This is a genomic window from Streptomyces sp. Edi4, assembly GCF_040253615.1.
GTDB lineage: Bacteria > Actinomycetota > Actinomycetes > Streptomycetales > Streptomycetaceae > Streptomyces.
Window position 1 is genome coordinate 5938928 of sequence record NZ_JBEJGY010000004.1, and the last position, 21876, is coordinate 5960803.

The 21876-nt window shown below is 71.8% G+C and carries 14 protein-coding genes; 10 read left to right on the forward strand and 4 right to left on the reverse strand.

What is annotated here, in order from left to right; translation table 11 throughout:
• The first annotated feature begins 21 nt into the window (after nucleotides 1-21).
• From smc to ABR738_RS29120, 3 genes are all read left to right on the forward strand, one after another.
• Nucleotides 22-3579, forward strand: a complete 3558-nt coding sequence (gene smc, locus ABR738_RS29110) for a chromosome segregation protein SMC (protein WP_350232907.1) — start codon at nucleotides 22-24, stop codon at nucleotides 3577-3579.
• A 232-nt stretch (nucleotides 3580-3811) separates the two neighbouring features.
• Nucleotides 3812-5230 (forward strand): sugar porter family MFS transporter, encoded by a 1419-nt coding sequence (locus ABR738_RS29115; protein WP_350232908.1) that lies wholly within the window; start codon nucleotides 3812-3814, stop codon nucleotides 5228-5230.
• A 108-nt stretch (nucleotides 5231-5338) separates the two neighbouring features.
• Nucleotides 5339-5728, forward strand: coding sequence for a phage holin family protein (locus tag ABR738_RS29120; protein WP_350232909.1), 390 nt, complete (start codon nucleotides 5339-5341; stop codon nucleotides 5726-5728).
• Nucleotides 5729-5782: 54 nt separating this feature from the next.
• On the opposite strand, the gene ABR738_RS29125 is transcribed toward ABR738_RS29120, so the two are convergent.
• Nucleotides 5783-6814: an LLM class flavin-dependent oxidoreductase gene (locus tag ABR738_RS29125; RefSeq protein ID WP_350232910.1), complete on the reverse strand. Its 1032-nt coding sequence runs from the start codon at nucleotides 6812-6814 to the stop codon at nucleotides 5783-5785.
• Nucleotides 6815-6883: 69 nt separating this feature from the next.
• A complete protein-coding gene (locus ABR738_RS29130; RefSeq protein WP_350232911.1) occupies nucleotides 6884-8338 on the reverse strand; it encodes a cytosine permease in 1455 nt (484 codons plus the stop codon).
• 193 nt (nucleotides 8339-8531) lie between these two features.
• Between ABR738_RS29130 and ftsY the strand changes: the two genes are divergently transcribed.
• A complete protein-coding gene (gene ftsY / locus ABR738_RS29135) occupies nucleotides 8532-9737 on the forward strand; it encodes a signal recognition particle-docking protein FtsY (protein ID WP_350232912.1) in 1206 nt (401 codons plus the stop codon).
• Between the two features lie 90 nt (nucleotides 9738-9827).
• Here ftsY and ABR738_RS29140 read toward each other — a convergent pair whose 3' ends face one another.
• The gene (locus ABR738_RS29140) at nucleotides 9828-10493 is read right to left on the reverse strand and encodes a bifunctional DNA primase/polymerase (RefSeq protein ID WP_350232913.1); all 666 of its coding nucleotides are present in this window, start codon (nucleotides 10491-10493) and stop codon (nucleotides 9828-9830) included.
• A gap of 459 nt (nucleotides 10494-10952) precedes the next feature.
• Between ABR738_RS29140 and nsdA the strand changes: the two genes are divergently transcribed.
• The 6 genes from nsdA to ftsH all read left to right on the forward strand — a co-directional run bounded on the left by nsdA (nucleotide 10953) and on the right by ftsH (nucleotide 20790).
• Nucleotides 10953-12428: a transcriptional repressor NsdA gene (gene nsdA / locus ABR738_RS29145; protein ID WP_350232914.1), complete on the forward strand. Its 1476-nt coding sequence runs from the start codon at nucleotides 10953-10955 to the stop codon at nucleotides 12426-12428.
• Between the two features lie 341 nt (nucleotides 12429-12769).
• Nucleotides 12770-14110, forward strand: a complete 1341-nt coding sequence (locus tag ABR738_RS29150; protein WP_350232915.1) for an ammonium transporter — start codon at nucleotides 12770-12772, stop codon at nucleotides 14108-14110.
• The gene (locus tag ABR738_RS29155) at nucleotides 14107-14445 is read left to right on the forward strand and encodes a P-II family nitrogen regulator (protein WP_350232916.1); all 339 of its coding nucleotides are present in this window, start codon (nucleotides 14107-14109) and stop codon (nucleotides 14443-14445) included. Before ABR738_RS29150 ends, ABR738_RS29155 begins: the two co-directional genes overlap by 4 nt.
• Nucleotides 14446-14474: 29 nt before the next feature.
• Complete coding sequence (locus tag ABR738_RS29160) at nucleotides 14475-16931, forward strand: [protein-PII] uridylyltransferase (RefSeq protein ID WP_350234791.1); 2457 nt, start codon at nucleotides 14475-14477, stop codon at nucleotides 16929-16931.
• Nucleotides 16932-17054: 123 nt separating this feature from the next.
• Nucleotides 17055-18596 carry a signal recognition particle protein gene (gene ffh / locus ABR738_RS29165; RefSeq protein WP_350232917.1) on the forward strand — a complete coding sequence of 514 codons (1542 nt, stop codon included), beginning with the start codon at nucleotides 17055-17057 and terminating at the stop codon, nucleotides 18594-18596.
• 259 nt (nucleotides 18597-18855) lie between these two features.
• Nucleotides 18856-20790 carry an ATP-dependent zinc metalloprotease FtsH gene (gene ftsH / locus ABR738_RS29170; RefSeq protein WP_502964163.1) on the forward strand — a complete coding sequence of 645 codons (1935 nt, stop codon included), beginning with the start codon at nucleotides 18856-18858 and terminating at the stop codon, nucleotides 20788-20790.
• A 117-nt stretch (nucleotides 20791-20907) separates the two neighbouring features.
• On the opposite strand, the gene ABR738_RS29175 is transcribed toward ftsH, so the two are convergent.
• Entirely contained in the window at nucleotides 20908-21771 is an 864-nt protein-coding gene (locus ABR738_RS29175; RefSeq protein ID WP_350232919.1) for an SAM-dependent methyltransferase, read from the reverse strand.
• Nucleotides 21772-21876: the final 105 nt, after the last annotated feature.

The following is a 21876-nucleotide window of genomic DNA, read 5'->3' on the forward strand; positions in this document are numbered from 1 at the left end:
TGAAAGGTAGAGTCCGGCGGCGTGCACCTCAAGGCCCTCACCCTGCGCGGATTCAAATCCTTCGCGTCCGCGACCACGCTGAAGTTCGAGCCGGGCATCACCTGCGTGGTGGGGCCCAACGGATCGGGCAAGTCCAATGTCGTGGACGCGCTGAGCTGGGTGATGGGCGAGCAGGGCGCCAAGACGCTGCGCGGCGGAAAGATGGAGGACGTCATCTTCGCCGGGACGACCGGCCGCCCGCCGCTCGGGCGCGCCGAAGTCTCCCTCACCATCGACAATTCCGACGGCGCGCTGCCCATCGAATACGCCGAAGTCACCATCACGCGGATCATGTTCCGCAACGGCGGCAGCGAATACCAGATCAATGGCGACACCTGCCGGCTCCTGGACATCCAGGAACTGCTCTCCGACTCCGGTATCGGCCGCGAAATGCACGTCATCGTCGGCCAGGGCCAGCTCGACTCCGTCCTGCACGCCGACCCGATGGGCCGCCGCGCCTTCATCGAGGAGGCCGCGGGCGTCCTCAAGCACCGCAAGCGCAAGGAGAAGGCGCTGCGCAAGCTGGACGCGATGAAGGCGAACCTCGCCCGCGTCCAGGACCTCACCGACGAACTGCGCCGCCAGCTCAAACCGCTCGGCCGGCAGGCCGCCGTGGCCCGCCGCGCCGCCGTCATCCAGGCCGACCTGCGCGACGCGCGCCTTCGCCTGCTCGCCGACGACCTCGTGACGATGCGCCAGGCCCTCAGCGCCGAGATCGCCGACGAGGCCGAGCTGCTGCGCCGCAGGGAGAGCGCGGCGGCCGAACTCACGGCGGCGCTCGCGCACGAGGCCCAACTGGAAGAGCACGTACGGCAGTTGTCGCCCCGCCTCCAGCACGCCCAGCAGACCTGGTACGAGCTGTCCCGGCTGGCGGAGCGGGTGCGCGGCACCATCTCGCTCGCCGACGCCCGGATCAAGAGCGCGAGCGCCCAGCCCCCCGAGGAGCGGCGCGGGCGCGAGCCCGAGGACATGGAGCGCGAGGCCGCCCGCATCCGCGAGCAGGAGGCCGAACTCGAAGCCGCACTCGAAGCGGCCGAGCACGCCCTGGAGGACACCACCGCCCACCGGGCCGACCTGGAGCGGGAACTCGCCGCCGAGGAAAGGCGTTTGAAGGATGTGGCACGCGCCATCGCCGACCGGCGCGAAGGTCTTGCGCGGCTGCACGGTCAGGTCAACGCCGCGCGCGGCCGGGTGGGTTCCGCGCAGGCCGAGATCGACCGTCTGGCCGCCGCGCGCGACGAGGCGGGCGAGCGGGCGGCCCTCGCGCAGGAGGAGTACGAACAGCTCAAGGCCGAGGTGGACGGCCTCGACGCCGGCGACACCGAGCTGGCCGAGGCCCACGACGCCGCCAAGCGGGAGCTCGCCGCGGCCGAGGCCGCGCTCGGCGCCGCGCGCGAGGACGCCACCGCCGCCGAGCGCACCCGCGCCGCCGTCGCGGCCCGGCACGACGCCCTCGCGCTAGGCCTGCGCCGCAAGGACGGCACGGGCGCGCTGCTCGGCGCACGAGAGGCGCTGAGCGGGCTGCTCGGCCCCGCAGCCGAACTGCTCACCGTGGCCCCGGGCTACGAGGTGCCCGTCGCCGCGGCGCTGGGGGTCGCGGCCGACGCCGTCGCGGTCAGCGGGCCCGCGTCGGCCGCCGAGGCCATCCGGATGCTGCGCAAGCAGGACGCGGGCCGCGCGGCCCTGCTGGTCAGCCGCGCCCCCGAGGGCCACGAGGAGCGGCCGGCCCGCGGTGAAGGGCCGCCCCGCGCCGCCGATCTGGTGCGCGGCCCCGCCGAGCTGATGCCCGCCGTGCGGCGCCTGCTGCGTGACGTGGTGGTGGTCGCCACCCTGGAGGACGCCGAAGACCTCCTGCACGCGCGGCCCGAGCTGATCGCCGTCACCGCCGAGGGCGATGTGCTCGGCGCCCACTTCGCGCACGGCGGCTCGCCCGGCGCACCCAGCCTCCTCGAGGTCCAGGCCTCCGTGGAAGAGGCCGCCGGCGAGCTCGCCACTCTGGCCGTACGGTGCGAGGAGCTGGCCGGGGCCCAGCGGAAGGCGCAGGAGCGCCGTCGTCAACTGGCCGAACACGTGGAGGAGTTGGGGGAGCGCAGGCGGGCCGGCGAGAAGGACCGGTCCCTGGTCGCCCAGCGGCTCGGGCGGCTTGCCGGGCAGGCGAGGGGCGCGGCCGGCGAGGCCGAGCGGACCGCCGCCGCGGCCGCCCGGGCCCAGGAGGCGCTGGAAAGAGCGACCGAGGAGGCCGAGGAGCTGACCGAACGGCTCCTGGTCGCCGAGGAGTCGCCGGTCGAGGAGGAGCCCGACACCTCGGTACGTGACCGGCTCGCGGCCGACGGCGCCAACGCCCGCCAGACCGAGATGGAGGCCCGCCTCCAGGCCCGTACCCACGAGGAGCGGGTCAAGGCGCTCGTCGGGCGGGCCGAAGCGCTCGACCGGGGAGCGCGCGCCGAGCGGGAGGCGCGGGCCAGAGCCGAGCAGCGGCGCGCCCGGCTGCGGCACGAGGCGGCCGTCGCCGAAGCCGTCGCGTCCGGCGCCGGCACCCTGCTCGCCCACGTCGAGGTGTCGCTGGTGCGGGCCGAGCAGGAGCGCACCGGGGCCGAATCCGCCAAGGCGGCCCGCGAGCAGGAGCTGACCGCCGCGCGGGCGGCCGGCCGCGATCTCAAGGCGGAGCTCGACAAACTCACTGATTCAGTTCACCGGGGCGAGGTACTAGGAGCAGAGAAGCGGCTGCGGATCGAGCAGCTGGAGACCAAGGCGCTGGAGGAGCTGGGGGTCGAGCCGGCCGGGCTCGTGGCCGAGTACGGGCCCGACCAGCCGGTGGCCCCCTCACCGCCCGCCGAGACAGAGGAGCTGCCCGATGACCCCGGCCACCCGCGCAACCAGCCGGTTCCCTATGTGCGGACCGAGCAGGAGCAGCGGCTCAAGGCAGCCGAACGGGCGTACCAGCAGCTCGGAAAGGTCAATCCGCTCGCCCTTGAGGAGTTCGCGGCCCTGGAGGAGCGCCACCAGTTCCTTTCCGAGCAGTTGGAAGACCTCAAGAAGACCCGGGCCGACCTCCTTCAAGTCGTGAAGGAGGTCGACGAGCGGGTGGAGCAGGTCTTCACGGAGGCCTACCGGGACACCGCCAGGGAGTTCGAGGGCGTCTTCTCGCGGCTGTTCCCGGGCGGCGAGGGCCGGCTGATCCTGACCGACCCCGGCAACATGCTCACCACCGGGATCGACGTCGAGGCGCGGCCGCCGGGCAAGAAGGTCAAGCGGCTCTCGCTGCTCTCGGGCGGCGAGCGCTCGCTGACGGCGGTGGCCCTGCTCGTCTCCATCTTCAAGGCCAGGCCCAGCCCATTCTACGTGATGGACGAGGTCGAGGCCGCGCTCGACGACACCAATCTGCAACGGCTGATCCGGATCATGCAGGAGCTCCAGGAGTCCTCGCAGCTGATCGTGATCACCCACCAGAAGCGGACGATGGAGGTCGCCGACGCGCTGTACGGCGTCTCGATGCAGGGCGACGGGGTCTCGAAGGTCATCAGCCAGCGGCTGCGCTGACCCGCGCCGAGCCGACTCCTGCCCGGCCGCCAGCGCGTGTTCAAGCCTTGAAGATCACCCGGCGAGTCCTGCCGGAACATTCGCAACCGAACTGGTATTGACTTCGAAACTTGAAGGCATAGTCTCTGCAACGTTGCTTTTACCTTCAAGTGGTGGGTGACGGGAAGTTGTGCGCCACTTGGAAGAGTCCCCTCACCCCCGGCGACGCTGCCGGGCGGCCCCAGGAGTACACGTGACCAGTACCGCGCAGGCGAAGGCGTCCGGAGGCGGCCACACCGCCCCGGACCACCTCGGCCATGTCATCTTCATCACGGCGGCGGCCGCGATGGGCGGCTTCCTCTTCGGCTACGACAGTTCCGTGATCAACGGCGCCGTAGAGGCGATCCGCGACCGGTACTCCATCGGCTCCGGGACGCTCGCCCAGGTCATCGCCATCGCCCTGATCGGCTGTGCGATCGGCGCCGCGACCGCGGGCCGCATCGCCGACCGCATCGGCCGCATCCGCTGCATGCAGATCGCGGCGGCCCTCTTCACCATCAGCGCCATCGGTTCCGCGCTGCCCTTCGCCCTGTGGGACCTCGCCCTGTGGCGCATCATCGGTGGCTTCGCCATCGGCATGGCCTCGGTCATCGGCCCGGCCTACATCGCCGAAGTCGCCCCGCCCGCCTACCGGGGCCGGCTCGGCTCCTTCCAGCAGGCCGCCATCGTCATCGGCATCGCGATCTCCCAGCTCGTCAACTGGGGGATCCTCAACGCCGCGGGCGGCGACCAGCGCGGCAAGATCATCGGGCTTGAGGCCTGGCAGGTCATGCTCGGTGTGATGGTCGTCCCGGCCGTCCTGTACGGGCTGCTCTCCTTCGCCATCCCCGAGTCCCCGCGCTTCCTCATCTCGGTGGGCCGGCACGCCGACGCCAAGAAGGTCCTCGCCGACGTCGAGGGCAAGGACGTCGATCTCGACGACCGCGTCGCCGAGATCGAGCACGCGATGAAGTCCGAGCACAAGTCGAGCTTCAAGGACCTGCTCGGGTCCAGGATGGGCTTTCTGCCCATCGTCTGGGTCGGCATCGGCCTCTCGGTCTTCCAGCAGCTCGTCGGCATCAACGTCGCGTTCTACTACTCCTCGACGCTGTGGCAGTCCGTCGGCATCGACCCGTCGAGCTCGTTCTTCTACTCGTTCACCACGTCGATCATCAACATCATCGGCACGGTGATCGCGATGGTGCTCGTCGACCGGGTCGGCCGCAAGCCGCTCGCGCTCATCGGCTCCATCGGCATGGCGGTCGCGCTGGCCGTCGAGGCCTGGGCCTTCTCCGCCCACCTGGTCGACGGCAAGCTGCCCAACACCCAGGGTGTGGTGGCGCTGATCGCCGCCCACGTCTTCGTGCTCTTCTTCGCCCTGTCGTGGGGCGTGGTGGTCTGGGTCTTCCTCGGCGAGATGTTCCCCAACCGGATCCGCGCTGCCGCCCTCGGTGTGGCCGCCGCCGCGCAGTGGATCGCCAACTGGGCCATCACCGCGAGCTTCCCGAGCCTGTCGGACTGGAACCTGTCCGGCACTTACATCATCTACGCGATCTTCGCCGCGCTCTCGATCCCCTTCGTGCTCCGGTACGTCAAGGAGACCAAGGGCAAGGCGTTGGAGGAGATGGGCTAATCCCCGCTGCCCCGCTCCTCTCACCAAACCGCCCCGGTTCGCCCATCGAGCCGGGGCGGTTTGGTACGGAATTCCAGCTTCCGGGCGGTCCGTGCCACCCTCCGGATCATGGAAAAGAAGACCAACCCGCTGGCCATCTTCATCTTTCTGGGTGTCGGAGCGGCCACGCTGCTCCCCGGGATATCGCTGCGTGAACAGTCCTCACCGGTCCTCGGGTTCGTCCTCACCGGCATCGTGTTCGTCGTCCTCAACCAGCTGATCTCGTGCTACCCGCACGACATCAGAAGCTGCCCGCCGGTCAAGCTCCTGGTCCTCGGCGCCGCCGGCATCCTCCAGGACACCCTGCTGTGGCTGCTCGCGGAGTGGGTGGGCGGCCTGATGGACGGCTTCGAGGTCGACGGGTTCGGCGCGGCGCTGCTGGGCGGCGTCATCGTCCGGACGGTGACCCTGGCGCTCCTGGTGCTCAAGCCCCGCGAGGAATCCGGGGAACCCGCCTGAATTCCCCGCACCCGAAAGCGCCGGGTGGCCCTGCGCGGGCGGCAGGTGAAGTCGTCAGCCCTCCCTCCCCACCACCCGCTCGCAGAACAACCGCAGGCTCCGCCACCCCTCCTCCACCGGCATCCCCCCGCACAGCGGGTGCAGGACCAGGCTGTCGGCCTCCAGGGAGGCGCACTCCTGCGGGGTCACCACGCGGTACACCCCCTCCGCGCGCAGCTCCTCCACCGAGTTCGCCCCGGACTTCACCGCCGAGCGGATGTCCTTGGACTGCCAGGACGCGTACATCCGCGCCTCGTGCAGGAAGTGCTCGCCGTACAGCGCCCACGTCCGGTCCGGATCCTCGCTGATGTGCAGCAGCGGCGTCACGGCCGCCGGCATCATGCAGAACCCCTCCCTCCCGTACTCGGCCAGCTTCTGGTGGTAGTACGTCTCGAGTTCCGGCAGATGCGCGCTCGGGAAGAACGGCAGCCCCAGCCGGGCCGCGCGCGCCGCGGCCGCCCGTGAGGAGCCGCCGACCAGCAGCATCGGGTGCGGCTGGGTGAACGGGCGGGGCGTGACCCGCACCCGGCGCCCCCGGTAGGTGAACTCCTCGCCGCTCCACGCCGCGAGCAGGGTGTCCAGGAGTTCGTCCTGGAGCCGGCCGCGCCGCCCCCACTCCACCCCCTGCCGCTCGTACTCCAGGGGCCGGTAGCCGATCCCCGCGACCGTCACCAGGCGCCCGCCGCTCATCAGGTCCAGCACCGCGATGTCCTCGGCCAGGCGCAGCGGGTCGTACAGCGGACCGATGATCGCCGAGACCGTGACCGCGATACGCCCCGCCGCCGCCCGCCCGTCGCCCCGCTCCTGCGCCGAGGCGCCGCGCGCCACCGCGTTCGCCTGGGTGGCGCCGAAGACGGCGGCGGCGAAGGCGAACGGAGAGGGCAGCCAGTTGTTGTCCGTGCCGTGGTGCTCCTCGGTCTGGATGGTGTCGACGCCCTGCTCGTCGGCGTAGACGGCCATCTCCAGGGCGGCCCGGTAGCGCGCGGAGAGCGAGGCGGCGGTGGCGTCCGGGTCCACCAGGTTCATGCGTACGACCGTGAACGGCATGGAAAGTCCCCCTCCACCGGGCGGGTTCCGAGGAACCCCGGGCGAAGGGGGACGGTAACTGACGAGGCGTCAGAGGGCCAGCTTTTCGGCGGACTTGGTTTCCTCGGCCGGACCCGCGGGCACCACGGCCGGCTTGGGCAGCGCGAGGTAGAGCAGCCCCGAGATCACGATCGTGGCGACCCAGCCGAGGCCGTACTCACCGACGGGGTTGTTCGCCGAGAGCGGGCCGGTGAACCAGTCGGACTTGGTGAACATCAGGCCGCCGAGCAGACCCAGCGCCCAGGCGGCGACGGCGGCGGGGGAGAACCCGGCCTTGTACCAGTAGGCGCTGGTACGGGTGGTGTCCAGGAGAGCCTTCGCGTCGTACTCCGTGCGCCGCAGCATGTCCGCGCCGAACACGCCGACCCAGGCGGAGAAGGCGACGGCCAGCAGCGAGAGGAAGGCGATGAAGGAGCCCATGAAGCTGGTGGCGACCAGCATCAGGATGCCGCCGAAGACCAGCGAGATGACCGCGTTGACGGAGACCGCCCAGTGCCGGGGGATCTTGAAGCCGAGGGTCTGCGCGGTGAAGCCCGCCGAGTACATCGACATCGAGTTGATCAGGAGCATGCCGACCAGGGCGATGAGCAGATAGGGCACCGCGATCCACATCGGCAGGATCTCGCCGAGGAAGGACACCGGGTCGGCGGCCGAGGCGAGGTCCGGGGTGGAGACGGCCATGACCGCGCCCATCAGGACCATCGGGAGCACCACGATGCCGGCGCCGCCGATGGAGTTGCCGACGATCGCCTTGGCGGAGGCGGTACGCGGCAGGTAGCGGGCGAAGTCGGGCGCGGAGGGGATCCAGCTGACGCCGCCGGCGGCGATCATGCCGGTGCCCGCGACCATCAGCGAGGTCTTGCCGGCCGGCTGGTGGAAGACGGCGGACCAGTGGGTGTTGAGGATCAGGTAGACGAGCACCAGGACCGAGAACGCGCCGAACAGGAACGTCGCGTACTTGTTGCACTTCTGCACGACGTGGATGCCAAGGCCCGAGATCGCGAACGTGATGACCACGAAGACGGCGAGCGTGACGATGATCAGGAACGTGTTGCTCTTGATCCCGAAGAGGATGTCCAGCACGGTCAGCACCGCGTAGGCGCCGGTCACCGCATTGATGGTCTCCCAGCCCCAGCGCGCCACCCAGATCAGCGATCCGGGCAGCAGATTGCCGCGCTGGCCGAACACCGCGCGCGACAGCGCCATGCCGGGGGCGCCGCCGCGCTTGCCCGCGATCCCGATGAGCCCGACCAGGCCGTAGGAGACAATGGGCGCGGCCACGGCGACCACGATCGCCTGCCAGAAGTTGAGCTTGTACGCGACGACCAGGCTGGCGCCCATGGTGAGCAGCAGCACGCTGATGTTCGCCGCGACCCAGGTGGGAAACAGCTCGCGGGTTTTCGCCGTGCGCTCCGCGTCCGGCACGGGCTCAAGGCCGCGTGTTTCCAGGGCGCTCTGCGGTTCGTCGGTGGTGCCAGTGTTCATGGGGGAGGAGTTCCGTGCCTCTCGCTCGGCTCGACGCTGAGCCGGTGGGGGTGGTCGAAGGGGACTCTACGCGCGTTGATGCGCCCACCTCTATCGTACTTTAATCCGACACCTGCCCCATAATTCCCTTCCGTGCTCGGACGAACCCACAAACTGGGTCCCGGCCCCGCCCATACCCGATACTGGGACGGTTATGGAATTCGTCATCCTTGCTGTAGTCATCGCCCTGGTCGCGGTCGGCGCGATCAGCGGGCTCGTGGTCAGCAGCCGCAAGAAGAAGCAGCTGCCGCCCACCGCGCCGCCGAGCACGCCGACCATCACAGCCCCGCCCGCCGAACCACAGGTCGGTGAGGACGCCGCGGAGACGGCGGAGGAACCGCGCCGCACCATCGAGGAGGTCGGCCTTCCCGAGGCGCCCGCCACCCCGGTGGTCGTCGAGGAGCCGGCCGCCGAGGCGCCCGCGCTCGATGTGCCCGAGCCGACCGCCGGCCGGCTCGTCCGGCTGCGGGCCCGCCTGGCCCGCTCGCAGAACTCCCTCGGCAAGGGGCTGCTCACCCTGCTCTCCCGCGAGCACCTCGACGACGACACCTGGGAGGAGATCGAGGACACCCTGCTGACCGCCGACGTGGGCGTCGCGCCCACCCAGGAGCTGGTGGACCGGCTCCGCGAGCGCGTCAAGGTGCTCGGCACCCGCACCCCCGACGAGCTGCGCACCCTGCTGCGCGAGGAACTGCTGAGCCTGCTCGGCACCGACTTCGACCGTGAGGTCAAAACCGAGGGCGACGAGAGCGTCCCCGGCGTCGTCATGGTCGTCGGCGTCAATGGCACCGGCAAGACCACCACCACCGGCAAGCTCGCCCGCGTCCTGGTCGCCGACGGCAAGTCCGTCGTGCTCGGCGCCGCCGACACCTTCCGCGCCGCCGCCGCCGACCAGCTCCAGACCTGGGGCGAGCGCGTGGGCGCCCGCACCGTGCGCGGCCCCGAGGGCGGCGACCCCGCGTCGATCGCGTTCGACGCCGTCAAGGAAGGCATCGCCGAGGGCGCCGACGTCGTCCTCATCGACACCGCCGGCCGGCTGCACACCAAGACCGGCCTGATGGACGAACTCGGCAAGGTCAAGCGCGTCGTGGAGAAGCACGGCCCGCTGGACGAGGTGCTGCTCGTGCTCGACGCGACGACCGGACAGAACGGCCTGGTGCAGGCCCGGGTGTTCGCCGAGGTCGTCGACATCACCGGCATCGTTTTGACCAAGCTCGACGGCACCGCCAAGGGCGGCATCGTCATCGCCGTCCAGCGCGAACTGGGCGTCCCCGTCAAGCTCGTCGGACTCGGCGAGGGCGCGGACGACCTGGCCCCGTTCGAGCCGGAGGCGTTCGTCGACGCGCTGATCGGCGAGTAGCGCCACCCCGTACGCCCGAAACGCCCCGCCGCACCGGAAGGACGCGGCGGGGCGTTCGCGTGTGCCGGGCAGCGCTGCGGGCGCGCGGGTCTAGGCGGCCGAGCGGTGGCAGATGTATGCCAGCGTGCCGAGCAGCAGCCGGGCCTCCGGCGGCCGGGTCGCCGTGTCCAGGGACGGCGGGCGCAGCCAGCGCACCTCGCCCGACGGCGGCGCCGCCACGAAGCCGCCGCGCGGCGGGCAGCGCAGGTCGAGCACCGCGTCGTCCCAGCCCATCCGGTAGAGCAGACGGGGCAGTTCCACCGACGCGCCCGGCGCGACGTAGAAGTGGGTGCGGCCCTGCGGCGTCGTGGAGACCGGGCCCAGCGGCAGCCCCATCCGCTCCAGGCGCACCAGGGCCCGCCGCCCCGCCGGCGCCGCCACGTCCAGGACGTCGAAGGTCCGGCCGACCGGCAGCAGCACCGCCGCGCCCGGACAGCACGCCCACGCCTCGCTCACCTCGTCCAGGGTGGCGCCCGCCGGGATCTCGGGCGCGAAGGCGAGCGGGTGCGCGCCCGGCGCCGTACAGGAGGAACTGCCGCAGGAGCACTCGCCGTTCAGGGCCCGGGCGCCGAAGGCGACGTCCCAGCCCCACAGGCCGGTGTACTCGGCCACGGCGGTGACCTCGCTCGTGCGGGTCGTGCGCGCGGAGCGGCCGCGGCGCCAAGAGCCGGGCCCGGTCTCCCTGATACCCCGGCTGCCGCCGATCGTGAAGCCCATGCCCCCTCCAACGGGTGTGCCGTGTCCGTGGTTACGACGCCAGTGACGCAGTCGTGACGATCCGGAGTCTTCCCGTCACTTTCCGTTTCCGCCAGGTCGGACACGGTCGTGAAAGGGGTGGTGCGGTGTGCGCCGCGCGCCCCGGCTCACTCCGCTCCATCCGACGCCGATCGCCACGTGTCAAGTGAATACCGCCCGCCCGCAGGGGAGTTCATTCGAAGGGGTGGCGAATGGTGGCGTTTGTGGAATCACCGTGGCAGGACGCGTGATCGTAGGATTACCGTCGGTACACAGACCCAGGGGTATACGCACCCCCGGGTATGCCGGGGGCAAGCCGGTTTCTGGTCCGAGCGGGTGGAACCGCGGGACAGGAGGCCCAACGAGCGGCATTCTGATAGGGGTTCGCGCGATCGACGCACAACCGACGCACATGAGGTCTGAGCGGATGGGGGCGTTCCAGTGAGCGGCAGTGGGGCCAGTGGTACGAGCGCCGGCAAGCGCCCCAACGAGCAGTTGAGTTCGTGGTTCGTACGGAGCGGCTGGTCCAAGGGCGAGCTGGCCCGCCAGGTGAACCGCCGGGCGCGCCAGATGGGCGCGCACCACATCAGCACCGACACCTCCCGGGTCCGCCGCTGGCTCGACGGCGAGATGCCCCGCGAGCCCATTCCCCGGATCCTCTCGGAGCTGTTCTCCGAGCGCTTCGGCAGCGTGGTCGCCATCGAGGACCTCGGCCTGCGCCAGGCCCACCAGTCACCGTCGGTGTCCGGCGTCGACCTGCCGTGGGCCGGGCCCCAGACGGTCTCGCTGCTCAGCGAGTTCTCCCGCAGCGATCTGATGCTCGCCCGGCGGGGCTTCCTCGGCACCTCCCTGATGCTGGCCGCCGGTCCCTCCCTGATCGAGCCGATGCAGCGCTGGCTCGTGCCGGCGCAGCCGAGCGAACCGGGCCCGCCCGAGACCGCGGCCAGCGCCCGCCGCCCCTCCCGGCTCTCCAAGCCCGAACTGGAACTGCTGGAATCCACCACCGCCATGTTCCGCCAGTGGGACGCCCAGTGCGGCGGGGGCCTGCGCCGCAAGGCCGTCGTCGGCCAGCTCCACGAGGTGACCGACCTGCTCCAGGAGCCGCAGCCGGCCGCCACCGCCAAACGCCTCTTCACCTGCGCGGCCGAACTCGCCGAACTGGCCGGCTGGATGAGCTACGACGTGGGTTTGCAGCCCACCGCCCAGAAGTACTTCGTGCTGGCCCTGCACGCCGCCAAGGAGTCCGGAGACAAGCCGCTCGGCTCGTACATCCTGTCCTCGATGAGCCGCCAGATGATCCACCTCGGCCGGCCCGACGACGCCCTTGAGCTCATCCACCTCGCCCAGTACGGCAGCCGCGACTGCGCCACCGCCCGCACCCAGGCCATGCTGTACGCGATGGAGGCCCGCGCCTACGCCAACATGGGCCAGCCCAGCAAGACCAAGCGGGCCGTGCGGATGGCGGAGGACACCTTCGGCGACGCCGCGCTCGACGGCGAGCCCGAGCCCGACTGGATCCGCTTCTTCTCCGAGGCCGAACTCAACGGGGAGAACGCCCACTCCTACCGCGACCTCGCCTATGTCGCCGGCCGCAGCCCCACCTACGCCTCGCTCGCCGAGCCCGTGATGGGGCGGGCCGTGGCCCTGTTCGGCAAGGACGAGGAGCACCAGCGCTCCTACGCCCTGAACCTGATCGGCATGGCCACCGTGCACCTGCTCAAGCGTGAACCCGAACAGTCGACCGTGCTGGCCGAGCAGGCCCTCAGGGTCGCCAAGCGGGTCCGTTCCGAGCGGGTCAACACCCGGCTGCGCAAAACGGTCGACACCGCCGCCCGTGACTTCTCGGACGTGGCCGAAGTGGTCCGGATGACGGACCTGCTCACCAGGGAGCTGCCCGAGACGGCCGAGGCCGTCTGAGCCACCCGGCGCCGTCTGAGCCAACCGGCGCCGTTTCGACGGCGACGGCATACAAGACCCCGGCCGCGGCCTTCACCCCGTTCTGCCCGACTCGGCACCCCCACGCCAGGTCAAGCGGGTGAGGCCGCGGCCGGTCCCGCGCCCGGGGGGCCCGGCGGCGCGGGCCCCGCCACCGGTCAGTTCACGGACGCGTAACACGCCCGCCTCCTTCGTCACCCCGGTGAAACATCGAACGGCATCGACGGAAACCGCGCCGGGGCAACCTCGGGGCAACCGGCCACCAGCCAGTTCCCGCCGAGCAGCGCCCCCGCACCGGCGCCTTTGACGACGAGGAGACGCCGATGCCCCCAAGCATCACGCTCGCAGCCGCCGCCCCGCAGCTGTCCAGCGCCAACACCGGATTCATGCTGATCTGCTCGGCACTGGTGATGATCATGACGCCGGGGCTCGCCTTCTTCTACGGAGGCATGGTCCGCGTCAAGAGCACCCTGAACATGCTGATGATGAGCTTCATCAGCCTCGGCATCGTCACGATCCTGTGGGTGCTCTACGGCTTCAGCCTGGCGTTCGGCGAGAGCAACGGCTTCATCGGCTGGTCCAAGGACTACTTCGGGCTCAGCGGCATCGGCCTGGTGCAGCTGTGGCCCGGATACAGCATCCCCGTCTACGTCTTCGCCGTCTTCCAGCTCATGTTCGCGGTCATCACGCCCGCGCTGATCAGCGGGGCGCTCGCCGACCGGGTCAAGTTCAGCGCCTGGGCCCTGTTCACCGCGCTGTGGGTCACGATCGTCTACTTCCCCGTCGCGCACTGGGTGTGGGCCTCGGACGGCTGGCTGTTCAAGAAGGGCGTCATCGACTTCGCCGGCGGCACCGCCGTGCACATCAACGCGGGAGCGGCCGCACTCGGCGTGATCCTGGTGATCGGCAAGCGCGTCGGCTTCAAGAAGGACCCGATGCGGCCGCACAGCCTGCCGCTGGTCATGCTCGGCGCGGGACTGCTCTGGTTCGGCTGGTTCGGCTTCAACGCGGGATCCTGGCTCGGCAACGACGACGGCGTGGGCGCCGTGATGTTCGTCAACACCCAGGTCGCCACCGCCGCCGCCATGCTGGCCTGGCTGCTGTACGAAAAGCTCCGCCACGGCTCGTTCACCACGCTCGGCGCCGCGTCCGGCGCGGTCGCGGGCCTGGTCGCCATCACGCCCTCCGGCGGCTGCGTCAGCCCGCTCGGCGCGATCGCCATCGGCGTCATCGCGGGTGTGCTGTGCGCCATGGCGATCAACCTCAAGTACCGCTTCGGATTCGACGACTCACTCGACGTCGTCGGCGTCCACATGGTCGGCGGCATCACCGGCTCGCTGCTCGTCGGCCTCTTCGCGACCGGCGGCGTACAGTCCACCGCCAAGGGCCTCTTCTACGGAGGCGGCCTCGACCAGCTCGGCAAGCAGGCCCTCGGCGTGGGCGCCGTCCTTGGCTACTCCCTCGTGGTCTCCGCGGTCCTCGCCCTCGCCCTCGACAAGACGATCGGGATGCGGGTCCCCGAGGACGACGAGATCTCCGGCATCGACCAGGTCGAACACGCCGAGACCGCCTACGACTTCAGCGGCGCGGGCGGTGGCACCGCGCCCCGCAGGGCCGTGGCCGTCCCGGGCGACCTGGCAGCGAACAAGAAGGTGGACGCATGAAGCTCATCACCGCGGTCGTCAAGCCGCACCGGCTCGACGAGATCAAGCAGGCCCTCCAGGCGTTCGGCGTCCAGGGCCTGACCGTGACCGAGGCCAGCGGCTACGGGCGCCAGCGCGGCCACACCGAGGTCTACCGGGGCGCCGAGTACACCGTCGACCTCGTACCCAAGATCCGCGTCGAGGTCCTGGTGGAGGACGGGGACGCCGAAGAACTCATCGAGGTCGTGGTCAAGGCCGCCCGCACCGGAAAGATCGGTGACGGCAAGGTGTGGAGCATGCCCGTCGAGACGGCGGTCCGGGTGCGCACGGGCGAGCGCGGCCCCGACGCGCTGTAGCGACGGCGAGGAGCTGCGGGGTGACGAGCGTGGAATCCAGTGCCCAGTCCCACGACGGTGCCAGTGCGTCGGCCGGCTACGCGGCGGCCCGGCAGCGCCTTCTCGCCGACGGGGAGATGTCCGGGCCGCCGCGCCGGGCCGCGCTCGCCGAGCTGACCGACCGGTGGCTGGCCGCGCTGTTCGCCGACGCGGCCACCGAGGCCGGGGTGAGCGGCGCGTCCCTGGTCGCCGTCGGCGGCTACGGACGCGGCGAGCTCTCTCCGCGCAGCGACCTCGACCTGCTGCTCCTGCACGACGGGCGCAGCGGCGACAGCGCCGTCGCCCTGCTCGCCGACCGCCTCTGGTACCCGGTGTGGGATCTCGGTCTCGCCCTCGACCACTCCGTGCGCACCCCCGCCCAGGCTCGTGCGACGGCGGGCGAAGACCTCAAGGTGCAGCTGGGCCTCCTGGACGCCCGCCATGTCGCGGGCGACCCCGCCCTGACGTCCGCGCTGCGCACCACCGTCCTTGCGGACTGGCGCGACACCGCCGCCAGGCGCCTGCCCGAGCTGGACGAGCTGTGCCGTGAACGGGCCCGGCGCCAGGGCGAGTTGCAGTACCTCCTGGAGGGCGACCTCAAGGAGGCCAGGGGCGGACTGCGGGACGCGACCGCCCTGCGCGCGGTCGCCGCCTCCTGGCTCGCGGACGCGCCCAGGCAGGGCCTTGTCGAAGCCAGGCGTCGCCTCCTGGATGTGCGTGACGCGCTGCACCAGTGCACCGGCCGCTCGACGGACCGTCTGGCGCTCCAGGAGCAGGACGCCGTGGCGGCCGAACTGGGGCTCCCCGACGCCGATGTGATGCTCCGTCAGGTCTCGGAGTCGGCCCGCGTCATCTCCTACGCAGGCGACGTCACCTGGCGCGAGGTCTCCCGGGTGCTGCGCGCCCGCTCCGCCCGGCCGCGCCTGCGCCGGCTCTTCGGCGGCGGCCACACCGGCGCCCCCGCCCGCACCCCGCTCGCCGAAGGCGTCGTCGAGCAGGACGGCGAGGTGGTGCTCGCGCTGACCGCGCGTCCCGAGAAGGACCCCGCGCTGGCGCTGCGCGCGGCCGCCGCGGCCGCCCAGAGCGGCCTGCCCATCTCCCCGCACGCCGTACGCCGCCTCGCCGCCACGGCCAGGCCGCTGCCGGTGCCCTGGCCCGCCGAGGCCCGCGACCGGCTCGTGGCGCTGCTCGGCGCGGGCGCCGCCACCGTCCAGGTCTGGGAGGCACTGGAGGCGGAAGGCCTGATCACGGGCCTGCTGCCCGACTGGGAACGGGTGCGCTGCCGGCCCCAGCGCAACGCCGTGCACACCTGGACCGTCGATCGCCACCTGGTGGAGACCGCCGTGCGCGCCTCCCACTTCACCCGCCGGGTGCACCGCCCCGATCTGCTCCTGATCGCGGCCCTGCTGCACGACATCGGCAAGGGCCGTCCCGGCGACCACTCGGTGGCCGGCGAGGCCGTCGCCCGCGACATCGCCGCCCGCGTCGGCTTCGGCGCCGCCGACACGGCCGTCGTCGCCGCACTCGTACGCCATCATCTGCTGCTCATCGAGACCGCGACCCGGCGCGACCTCGACGACCCGGCGACCGTGCGGGCGGTGGCCGACGCGGTCGGCTCGGCGGGCACCCTCGAACTGCTGCACGCCCTGACCGAGGCGGACGCGCTGGCGACCGGGCCCGCCGCGTGGTCGTCCTGGCGCGGCGCGCTCGTCGGCGACCTGGTCAAGAGGGTCGCCGCCGTCCTCGCGGGCGAGCCCGCCGACCCAGAGCCCCCCGAGCTCACCGCACCACAAGAACGCCTCGCCGTGGAGGCGCACCGCACCGGCGGCCCGGCCCTCGCCTTGCGCGCCCACGCCGACGCGCCGCCGGGGCAGCAGGAGGCGGAACCGCTCGGGGTGGAACTCCTGATCGCCGTCCCCGACCAGCCGAACGTGCTGCCCACGACGGCCGGCGTCCTCGCCCTGCACCGCCTGACCGTGCGCACCGCGGAACTGCGCGTCCTGGACCTGCCCGACCCGGTGGGCGGCCCGGTGCTGCTCCTTCAGTGGCGGGTGGCCGCGGAGTACGGCTCGCTGCCGCAGGCGGCGCGGCTGCGCGCGGACCTGGTGCGGGCGCTGGAGGGATCCCTCGACATCGGGGCCCGGCTCGCCGAACGCGCCGCGGCCCAGCCCCGCCGTCGCGGCGAGGCGCCACCGCCGCGCGTGACGGTGGCGCCCTCCGCCTCGCGGCACGCCACCGTCATCGAGGTGCGCGCCCAGGACGTGCCCGGCCTGCTGCACCGCATCGGCCACGCCCTGGAAGGGGCCGGAGTGCGGGTGCGCTCCGCGCACGTCTCGACGCTGGGCTCCAACGCCGTGGACGCCTTCTATGTGACGGACGGCGAAGGAGCGCCGCTCGCGCCGGGCGAGGCGGTGGAGGTCGCCCGCGAGCTGGAGTCGGCCCTGTCCGACGCGTGTGGGCCGGTGTAGAGGTACGGCGTCGGGGCGGTGCGAGGGGATGCGCGCCGCAGGCACCCCCGCGCACCACCATCCGCCGGGATACCCTGGGGTCGTTCACCCGACCGCCCCACGAGCCGAGGACCCGCGACCACCGTGTTCGATACCCTTTCCGACCGCCTGAGTGCGACGTTCAAGAACCTCCGGGGCAAAGGACGCTTGAGCGAGGCGGACATCGACGCCACGGCGCGCGAGATCCGCATCGCGCTCCTGGAGGCCGATGTCGCGCTCCCCGTCGTGCGCGCCTTCATCAAGCAGGTCAAGGAGCGCGCGTCCGGCATCGAGGTCTCCCAGGCCCTCAACCCCGCGCAGCAGGTCATCAAGATCGTCAACGAGGAGCTTGTCGGCATCCTCGGCGGCGAGACCCGGCGCCTCAGGTTCGCCAAGACCGCGCCCACCGTGATCATGCTCGCGGGCCTCCAGGGTGCCGGTAAGACCACCCTCGCCGGAAAGCTCGGCAAGTGGCTCAAGGGGCAGGGTCACTCCCCGCTCCTGGTGGCGTGCGACCTCCAGCGTCCCAACGCCGTCAACCAGCTGAGCGTCGTCGCCGAGCGCGCGGGCGTCGCCGTCTACGCGCCCGAGCCGGGCAACGGCGTCGGCGACCCGGTCAAGGTCGCGCAGGATTCCATCGAGTTCGCCCGCTCCAAGCAGTACGACGTGGTCGTGGTCGACACCGCCGGACGCCTCGGCATCGACCAGGAGCTGATGCGGCAGGCCGCGGACATCCGCGACGCGGTGCGCCCCGACGAGGTCCTTTTCGTCGTCGACGCGATGATCGGCCAGGACGCGGTCAACACCGCGGAGGCCTTCCGCGACGGTGTCGGCTTCGACGGCGTGGTGCTCTCCAAGCTCGACGGCGACGCGCGCGGCGGCGCGGCGCTCTCGATCGCCCACGTCACCGGCAAGCAGATCATGTTCGCCTCCAACGGCGAGAAGCTGGAAGACTTCGACGCCTTCCACCCCGACCGCATGGCCTCCCGCATCCTCGACATGGGTGACCTGCTCACCCTGATCGAGCAGGCGGAGAAGACGTTCAGCCAGGCCGAGGCCGAGAAGATGGCCTCCAAGCTGGCGTCGAGCAAGGGCAAGGACTTCACGCTCGACGACTTCCTGGCCCAGATGGAGCAGGTCCGCAAGATGGGCTCCATCTCCAAGCTGCTCGGCATGCTGCCCGGCATGGGGCAGATCAAGGACCAGATCAACAACATCGACGAGCGGGACGTGGACCGCACCGCGGCCATCATCAAGTCGATGACCCCGGGCGAGCGCCAGGACCCGACGATCATCAACGGCTCGCGCCGCGCCCGTATCGCCAAGGGTTCCGGCGTCGAGGTCAGCGCGGTGAAGAACCTGGTCGAGCGATTCTTCGACGCCCGCAAGATGATGTCCCGGATGGCCCAGGGCGGCGGGATGCCCGGCATGCCGGGGATCCCGGGCATGGGCGGCGGCCCCGGCCGGCAGAAGAAGCAGATCAAGCAGGGCAAGGGCAAGCGCAAGAGCGGCAACCCGATGAAGCGCAAGGCCGAGGAGGCCGCCGCCGCCGAGCGCAAGGCGCAGGGCGGCGCGCTCGGCCTGCCCTTGGCGGAGGAGCAGAAGAACTTCGAGCTGCCCGACGAGTTCAAGAAGTTCATGGGCTGAGGCCCGACGGCCGTACGCGTGCGGGGCGCCCCCGGCAGGTCCGGGCGCGCCCCGTGCGCGTACCCGGCCCCGTGCGCGTACCCGGCCCCGTGCGCGTACCCGGCCCCGTGCGCGTACCCGGCCCCGCACGCGTACCCGGCCCCGTGCGCCGCTCGGGCGCCCCATGGCGGCAGGACCGGCCGACCCGTCAGGACCGCCCGGAATGCCCCCTTCGTCCCGCTCTCCAATAATGGCGCGTACCGGCCATGAGGAGAGCCACGTGCCCACTTCCGTACCCCCGCGCGAACGCCCCGACCAGCCGTGGCGCTCCGAAGGGGCGCCACCGCCGCCCGCGCCGAGGAAGAAGATGCCGGGCGGCTGGGGCCGGCTGATCCTCACCGCGCTGATCGTCTACCTCGTCACCAACCTGATCCTCTCGCTCTTCAACGACGGCGACGAGAGCACCGTCTCGTACACCGAGTTCAGCAAGCAGGTCACGGCCGGCAACGTCTCCAAGATCTACGCCAAGGGCGACGCCATCCAGGGCAAGCTCAAGAACAAGGCACCCGTCCCCTCCGGCGAGGGCAGCGGCGACTACACCGAATTCACCACCCAGCGCCCCACGTTCGCGGACGACGACCTGTGGTCCCAGCTCACCAAGCAGCACGTCACCGTCACCGCCGAACCCGTCGTCGAACACCGCAGCTTCCTCGCCAACCTGCTCATCTCGCTCGCCCCGATGCTGCTCCTGGTCGTCCTGTGGCTCTTCATCGCCCGGCGCGTGAGCGCGGGTCTCGGCGGCGGGGCCGGCGGGATGCTCGGCCGCAAGGCCCCGCCCAAGCCCGTCGAGACGGGCTCCGACGGCAAGCGCACCACCTTCGAGGACGTGGCCGGCATCGACGAGGTCGAGGGCGAACTCAACGACGTCGTCGACTTCCTCAAAAACCCCGCCGCCTACCGGGAGATGGGCGCGAGGATGCCCCGCGGCGTGCTGCTCGCGGGACCTCCCGGCACCGGCAAGACGCTCCTTGCGCGGGCCGTCGCGGGGGAGGCGGGGGTGCCGTTCTTCTCCGCGTCGGCCTCCGAGTTCATCGAGATGATCGTGGGCGTGGGCGCCTCGCGCGTACGGGAGCTCTTCGCCGAGGCCCGCAAGGTCGCCCCCGCGATCGTCTTCATCGACGAGATCGACACCATCGGCCGGGCCAGGGGCGGCGGTTCCGGCATGGGCGGCCACGACGAGCGCGAACAGACCCTCAACCAGATCCTCACCGAGATGGACGGCTTCTCCGGCTCCGAGGGCGTCATCGTGCTCGCCGCCACCAACCGCTCCGACGTCCTGGACCCGGCGCTCACCCGTCCCGGCCGCTTCGACCGCGTCGTCCACGTCAGCCCACCCGACCGCGACGGCCGCGCCGCCATCTTGAAGATCCACACCCGGGAGATCCCGCTGGCCAAGGACGTCGACCTGGAACAGGTCGCCCGCACCACCCCCGGCATGACCGGCGCCGACCTCGCCAACCTCGCCAACGAAGCGGCCCTGCTCGCCGTCAAGCGACAGCGGCGCCAAGTCGGCCAGGCCGACCTCTCCGACGCCCTGGAAAAGGTCCAACTCGGCGCCGAGCGGCCCCTGGTGATGCCGTACGAGGAGCGCCGGCGCACCGCCTATCACGAGAGCGGGCACGCGCTGCTCGGCATGCTCCAGCCCGGCGCGGACCCGGTCCGCAAGGTCACCATCGTGCCGCGCGGCCGGGCGCTCGGTGTCACCCTGTCCACTCCCGACGCCGACCGGTACGCGTACACCGAGGAGTACCTGCGCGGCCGGATCATCGGGGCGCTCGGCGGCATGGCCGCCGAGCGGATCGTCTTCGACGCCGTCACCACCGGCGCCGAGAACGACCTCGAACAGGTCACCAACCTCGTCCGCGGCATGGTCGCGCGCTGGGGCATGAGCGAGCGCATCGGGCCGCTCGCCGCGCTGCCGAGCGACGCCCAGCAGGCTTATGGCCTGTCCGCCGCGCCCGCCACCCTGGACGCCATCGCCGCCGAGATGCGCCGCGTCGTGGATGAGTGCTACGAGCGGGCGTGCCGCCTCCTGCGCGACAACCGCGACAGGCTGGACGCGCTGGCCCAGGCGCTGCTCACGGCCGAGACCCTGGAGGAGGAGGCCGCCTACCGCGCGGCCGGCATCCCCCGCCCGGTGAGGACGCAGGCGTAGCCGCCCCGAGCCCGGCGCGTACGTGGTGAGGCTGCCGGGCCCGGCGCCACAGGTCACCCCAACCACCGTGCCACGCAAGGTGGTTGGGGTGACCTGTGCGCGTGCCGGACGGGCCCGTCAGGGGGTGCGGGCGATCAGATACCGGAAGACATTGGGCATCCACACCGTGCCGTCCCGCCGGACGTGCCCGTGCAGCGCCTCCACGAGTTCCTTCTCCACCTGGGCCTGGTCCGTGGCGCGGGCCGCCGCGTCGAACGCGCCCGTCGACAGCAGGCCCCGTATCGCGCTGTCCAGGTCCGCGTACCCGAAGGGGCACGCCACCCGGCCCGAACCGTCCGGCTTGAGGCCCGCGCGCGCCGCCACGTCCTCCAGATCGTCACGCCGGCTCGGCCGCCAGCCCGGCGCGTCGCCCGAACGGCCGGCGAGGCGGGTCGCCACGCGCAGCACCGCCGAGGTGGCACACCGCTCGGGCGGCCCCCAGCCGGCCAGCACCACCGCGCTGCCCCGCTCGGCGAGCCCCACGGCCGAGGCGAGCGCCGGCACCAGGCTCTCGGTGTCACCGGACACGTAGCCGACCGGTTCGAACGCGGTGATCAAGTTGTACGGCCTGCCGCCCGGCCCGGTCGCGTCCGCGACGCCGCCCGACACCACCCGGGTCGCGCCCATCCCCGGCGCGCCGTCCCAGCCCGCCTCCGGCAGCAGACGCCTGCGCGCCAGCGCGAGCCGGGCCGCGCGCTCGGGACGGTCCACGCCGGTCACCGCGGCGCCCCTGGACGCGGCCGTCAGCAGCGCGAGGCCCGAGCCGCAGCCGAGTTCGAGGAGCCGGGTGGCCGGGCCGACGTCGAGGCGTTCGTACGCCGCCTCGATGAGAGGGACCAGCATGCGTTCCTGGATCTCCGCCCAGTCCCGCGCGCGCTCGGACGAGCCCGCCGCGGGGGCGAAGGCCGTGCGGGTCTGATGCCGGACGAGCGTTGGTGTCATGGAAAGCGCCCCAATCCGCCGAGATGTCAGCTGTGTCTGGATGAGCCCCCCGTGAAAGTCTCCGTGAAAGTCTCCGCGCCATTCCCCCCGTATGCCAGGGAACTC